The organism is Kitasatospora sp. NPDC056531 (assembly GCF_042794375.1).
GTDB lineage: Bacteria > Actinomycetota > Actinomycetes > Streptomycetales > Streptomycetaceae > Kitasatospora.
Genome location: NZ_JBHTTU010000204.1, coordinates 1 through 5044 on the forward strand (window position 1 = coordinate 1; position 5044 = coordinate 5044).

Genomic DNA, 5044 nt, shown 5'->3' on the forward strand with positions numbered 1-5044 from the left:
CCATGCCGTACAGGGTGGCCTTGTGCCGCTCCTGGTCGCGCGGGTGGACCCGCAGCCCGGCGGTGCCGAGCAGTGTGCCGCCGCCGCTGAAGGCGCCGAGCAGGGCGCCCGGCCCGTCCTCGGCCTCGGCCAGGCGCTGGAGCGTGGCGGCCGGCGGCTTGGCGCTCTCCTCGGCGTGGCTGGAGGTGAAGGCGCTGGGCGTCTCCCGCAGGGCGGTGAGCCGGAAGGCCCGGTACGGTTCGGCGTCCGCCCGGCCCAGGCGGCGGACGGTCACGGGCTCAGCCGAGACGGACACGGGTGCACCTCGTCAGGTACGGCACGGCGATCCGCTCCCGGCCGGCCAGGTCCGGGTGGGTGGCGAGCAGCCGCTCGACGTCGGCCAGCAGGCGGGCGCGCTCGGCCTCGGGCAGGGCGATGACGTAGCTGCGCGAGGCGACCATGTCGATGATCCCGGCGGGGGTGGTGGGGTGCTCCCAGCGGATCTCCAGTCGCTCGGGCGGGCCGAACGGGGCCGGGAGCAGCGGCGTGGTGTCGATCCGCTGGCGGGTGGACCGGTGCATCAGCGCGCCGAGTTCGGCGGCCCAGGGCTGGGACTCGTCCCGGACGTTCCACACCAGTGCGAGCGTTCCGCCGGGGGCGAGCACCCGGGCGATCTCGGGGACGGCGGCCGCCTGGTCGAACCAGTGCCAGGCCTGGGCGACCACCACGGTGTCCACGCTGCCGTCCGGCAGCGGAATGTGTTCGGCCGAGCCGGCGCGGACGGCCGCCTTGGGTACGGCGGCGGCGAGTCGGGCGCGCATGCCCTCGTCGGGTTCGACCGCGACCACGTCCAGGCCGGCTTCGACCAGCAACCGGGTCAACTTGCCCGTCCCGGCGCCGAGATCGAGCACCTTCCGGGCCTCGCGCGGCACTGCCGAGCCGATCAGCGCCTGCGGGTAGCCGGGGCGGCCGTGCTGGTAGGAGTCGGCGACGACGCCGAAGGAGCGGGCCTGCAGCCGCCCGGCCCAGCGCCGGGTCGCGCCCTGGCGGGTCATTCCGCAGGCCCGGCCGATCTCCTCCCACGTCGCGGCCTTCCCGCGCCGCAGCTCCTCGACCAGGCCGGTGCGCCGTTCCTCCAGGGCCGCGATCACCCCGGAGAGCCGCCGCAGGCCGTCCAGTCCTCCCCCGTCGGCCACATCGTCCGCCACCCGCTGACCAAGATCGTCTGTGTTCATGGCCCCGCACTGTAGGCACCGGGCATGCGAACCGTCAACATCCATTGCCCTCGAAGGCAACGAGTGTTGCGTCAAGCCGGACGCAGGCCCGAGGCCCCCGCACGAGTGACAGCAGGCCGCCGCGAGCGGCATCTAGCACGAACTCACCGCCCCGCGCGGCAACTTGGGCCGGAAACCCTCCACATGAGCGAATCCCGGCCGGGTTGCCGGTGCGGGCGCGCCGGGGCGAGAAGCCTGGTGGCCGGGCGATGGTCCACCCGACTGCGACTGGTGTGCGAGATGTCTGTCATGTCCGGCAAGTTGTCACAAGTCGGTTGACGGACAGTATTTTTGAGACTCCGTCAGATTGTCCTGAACTTGGCTATGCTGCAGCACCACGCCTCCGGAGCCGGTCGTCGCCCGTCCCCGTTCTGTTCCGATCGTTTGAGGATGCCGAATGCTTCGAGCTGGATCGTCACCCACCAGACGGCGCCCCGCGCCTCTGCTCGGCTGGCTGCTGCCCACCGCCGTCATGGCGGCGGCGGTGGCGGCCGCCGCGGTGGTGGTGTCCGTCGGGGCCCGGGCCGAGGTGCTGTGGTGCGGGGCCACCGCCACCGTGCTGGTGGCCGTGGTGACCGCCGAGTCCGCCCGCCGGGGCCGGGCCCTCGCCGAACTGCGCGACGAACACACCCGGCGGGTGGACGAGTTGCAGCGCAAGCTGGCCGGCCAGGAGGACGAGATCGAGCGGCTGGCCTCGGCCGAGCTGCGCAAGGTGGTCGGCGGGGCCCGGTACGGCTCCTCCATCGACGTGCTGCTCAAGCCCTTCGAGCGACCGAACCCACTGCTCTCCCGGAAGTTCCGCCGTTCGGTGGAGATGGTGGTGCGCGGCATCGCCCAGGCCGTCGACGACGAGGTCAGCCGGCGTGACTCCGCCGAGCGCGCCTTCGTCAACCTGGCCCGCCGGGTCCAGGCGATCATTCACCGGCAGGCCAAGGACCTGCGGGAAATGGAGGACCGGCACGGCAACGACCCGGCGGTCTTCGACGACCTGCTCCGCCTGGACCACGGCAACGCCCTGGTCGGCCGCCTCGCCGACTCCATCGCCGTCCTCTCCGGCGCCCGGCCCGGCCGCCAGTGGACCCGGCCGATCGCGCTCTACAGCGTGCTGCGCGGCGGTATGTCCCGGATCCTGGAGTACCAGCGGGTCGACCTCCACCCGGTGGCCCAGATCTCCGTCACCGGCCCGGCCGTCGAACCGCTGATCCACGCGGTGGCCGAGCTGCTCGACAACGCCACCCGCTACTCCCCGCCGCACACCCACGTCCACCTGAGCGCCTCCGAGGTGCAGAGCGGGATAGCGATCGAGGTCGAGGACGGCGGCCTCGGACTCACCGACGAGGCCCGGGTCCGCGCCGAGCGCTCGATGCGCGAGGCGATGGTCTCCAAGGACTTCGACGACCTCACCGAGTCCCCCCGGCTGGGCTTCGCCATCCTCGGCCGGCTCTGCCAGGCGTACGGCTTCCAGGTGTCGCTGCGCCGCTCCGCGTACGGCGGCGTGCGCGCGGTGCTGGTCGTGCCGCAGGAGCTGCTCACCACCGCTCCCCCGACCGGGCGGGCGCACGGCATCGGCGCCTTCTCCGGCCCGCGCCCGCTCCCGGCGACCCCGCCCAAGCACGCGGCCCCCTCCCGGCCCTGGGGCGCGCGGACCGCCGCGCCGTCCTCCGGTGTCGGTCCGTCCTACGGCTCGACCAACCCGTGGGGGCCCTCCGGCCCGGGGGCCGGGGGTGACGACGTGATTGTCACCGAGCGGACGGCCAACGGCCTGCCGCAGCGTCGACGCAGCCGGCCGACCGGGCGGGCCGCCTTCGCCACGCCTGCGCGCACCTCCCAGCCCAACGGCCCCACCGCGGGGCCGGCGGCGGGCCCGGCGGCCCAGGCACCACGCCCGGCCAAGAAGAAGCCCGGCCTGTGGCTGGAGGCGTTCATGGACGGCTACAAGGGCACCGGCGCGTCGGCGAGTCCGGCCGGACAGAGCGGTGCCGAGCAGAGCAGTGCCGGACAGACCAGTGAAGAGACGGCAGGGAAAGGCGAGCAGTGATTCCGCACCGCAGCAACATGGACTGGATCCTCAACGACCTCGCACACAGCGTCCCGTACGTGCGCCACGTCATCGTGCTGTCCGCCGACGGCCTCCGGATCGCCCAGTACGGAGCCGACCCGGACACCGCCGACCGCCTCGCCGCCGCCTGCGCCGGGCTGCAGAGCCTGGCCGCCGCGGTCGGGCACGAGTTCCCGCACGGCAACGGCTCCATGCGGCTGGTCGTCATCGAGGTGGACGGCGGCTACTTCTACCTGATGTCGGCCGGCGACCGCGCCTTCCTCGCGGTGCTCGCCGACGAGGGTGTGGACGCCGGGCTGGTGAGCCACCAGATGCGCGACCTGGTGGACCGGATCGGCGAGCACCTCTCCACGCCGCCGCGCAACCCCGAGGCGGTCGCGTGAACCGGCCCCCGGCCCGGTGCGGCGGCGGGGCGGACACATGAACGAGCGCAGTGAGGCGGTGACATGACGGCCGACCAGGGCGGTTGGGACGGACCCGAGCCCGATCGCCTGTACGTGATCACGCGGGGCCGCAGCGGCCCCTCCGGGCCGGGCGTCTTCGACCTGGTCACCCTGATCGTCTCCCGCGCGGAGCCGACCCCCGCCATGCAGCCCGAGCACGCGGCCATCCTGCGGCTGTGCCGCTCCCCGCTCTCGGTGGCGGAGGTCTCCGCCTACCTCGAACTGCCCACGAGCGTGGTCATCGTCCTGCTGGCGGACCTGCTCGACGACGGGCTGATCGAGGCCCGCGCCGCCGTCCCGGCGGCGGAACTCCCCGACCGTGCCCTGTTGGAGGCGGTGATCCATGGACTTCAGCGGCTCTGACACGGTCGTCGGCCCGGCGAGCGCGGACCTGCTGCCGGACACCGTCACCACGGCGGTCAAGGTGGTGATCGTCGGCGGCTTCGGCGTCGGCAAGACCACCCTGGTCGGCTCGGTCAGCGAGATCCGCCCGCTGACCACCGAGGAGACCATGACCCAGGCCGGCGTCGGCGTGGACGACCCGACCGGGGTCGAACGCAAGACCTCGACCACGGTGGCCATGGACTTCGGCCGGATCAGCATCAGCGACAAACTCGTGCTGTACGTCTTCGGCACCCCCGGGCAGGAGCGGTTCTGGTTCCTCTGGAACGGCCTTTTCGAAGGCGCGCTCGGCGCCGTGGTGCTGGTGGACACCCGCCGGCTGGAGGTCAGCTTCGAGGTGATCGGGCGGCTGGAAGACCGCGGCGTGCCCTTCGTGGTGGCCGTCAACGGCTTCCCGGAGGCGCCGAGTTACCCGCTCGACGAGCTGCGCCAAGCGCTCGACCTGCCGGCCGAGGTGCCGATCGTCGCCTGCGACGCGCGCAGCCGCCAGTCCAGCCGGGACACCCTGATGACGCTGATGCGCTACCTGTACGAACTCGCCGCCCCGCGCGTCGGCTGACCCCCCCCCGCTCCCTTCCGTACCTCGTGACCGGAGATCCTGTGACCACCCCGTTCCCCGACGACGCCGCCCCCGTCCCGCCGCCCGGCTGCCCGGCCCACGGCCGGGGCATCGAGCCGATCGGCCCCGGCGGCCTGCGGCGCCTGTACGGCCCGGACGCCGAGGCCGACCCGGCGGGCCTCTACGAGAAGCTGCGCGCCGAGTACGGCGAGGTCGCCCCGGTGCTGCTGCACGGCGACCACCGGGTCTGGCTGATCCTCAGCCACGGCGCCAACATCACCGCGATGCGCACCCCGTCGCTGTTCTCCCGCGACTCCCGGCTCTGGAG

The 5044-nt window shown here is 73.4% G+C and carries 5 protein-coding genes and 2 pseudogenes; 5 read left to right on the forward strand and 2 right to left on the reverse strand.

Annotation, left to right across the window (positions count from 1 at the left end; translation table 11 throughout):
• Together ACFQ87_RS44160 and ACFQ87_RS44165 are read right to left on the reverse strand one after the other, a co-directional pair.
• Positions 1–295: pseudogene (locus ACFQ87_RS44160) on the reverse strand (hypothetical protein); the annotation flags it as partial.
• Positions 279–1214: a class I SAM-dependent methyltransferase gene (locus ACFQ87_RS44165; RefSeq protein ID WP_380616700.1), complete on the reverse strand. Its 936-nt coding sequence runs from the start codon at positions 1212–1214 to the stop codon at positions 279–281. The gene ACFQ87_RS44165 and the pseudogene ACFQ87_RS44160, both read right to left, overlap by 17 nt.
• A gap of 436 nt (positions 1215–1650) precedes the next feature.
• Here ACFQ87_RS44165 and ACFQ87_RS44170 point away from each other — a divergent pair, with 436 nt between their 5' ends.
• From ACFQ87_RS44170 to ACFQ87_RS44190, 5 genes and pseudogenes are all read left to right on the forward strand, one after another.
• On the forward strand, positions 1651–3291 hold the full coding sequence (locus tag ACFQ87_RS44170) for an ATP-binding protein (protein ID WP_380616701.1): 1641 nt from the start codon (positions 1651–1653) through the stop codon (positions 3289–3291).
• Positions 3292–3308: 17 nt separating this feature from the next.
• Positions 3309–3695 (forward strand): roadblock/LC7 domain-containing protein, encoded by a 387-nt coding sequence (locus tag ACFQ87_RS44175; RefSeq protein WP_380616702.1) that lies wholly within the window; start codon positions 3309–3311, stop codon positions 3693–3695.
• A gap of 63 nt (positions 3696–3758) precedes the next feature.
• On the forward strand, positions 3759–4118 hold the full coding sequence (locus ACFQ87_RS44180) for a DUF742 domain-containing protein (RefSeq protein WP_380616703.1): 360 nt from the start codon (positions 3759–3761) through the stop codon (positions 4116–4118).
• The gene (locus ACFQ87_RS44185; protein ID WP_380616704.1) at positions 4099–4716 is read left to right on the forward strand and encodes an ATP/GTP-binding protein; all 618 of its coding nucleotides are present in this window, start codon (positions 4099–4101) and stop codon (positions 4714–4716) included. Before ACFQ87_RS44180 ends, ACFQ87_RS44185 begins: the two co-directional genes overlap by 20 nt.
• Positions 4717–4757: 41 nt before the next feature.
• Positions 4758–5044 (forward strand): annotated as a pseudogene (locus tag ACFQ87_RS44190) (cytochrome P450); the annotation flags it as partial.

Coding starts and splice junctions, on each gene's coding strand:
- ACFQ87_RS44165 (WP_380616700.1), bottom strand. CDS start 1,214: ATGAACACAGACGATCTTGGTCAGCGGGTGGCGGACGATGTGGCCGAC.
- ACFQ87_RS44175 (WP_380616702.1), top strand. CDS start 3,309: ATGGACTGGATCCTCAACGACCTCGCACACAGCGTCCCGTACGTGCGC.
- ACFQ87_RS44185 (WP_380616704.1), top strand. CDS start 4,099: ATGGACTTCAGCGGCTCTGACACGGTCGTCGGCCCGGCGAGCGCGGAC.
- ACFQ87_RS44170 (WP_380616701.1), top strand. CDS start 1,651: ATGCTTCGAGCTGGATCGTCACCCACCAGACGGCGCCCCGCGCCTCTG.
- ACFQ87_RS44180 (WP_380616703.1), top strand. CDS start 3,759: ATGACGGCCGACCAGGGCGGTTGGGACGGACCCGAGCCCGATCGCCTG.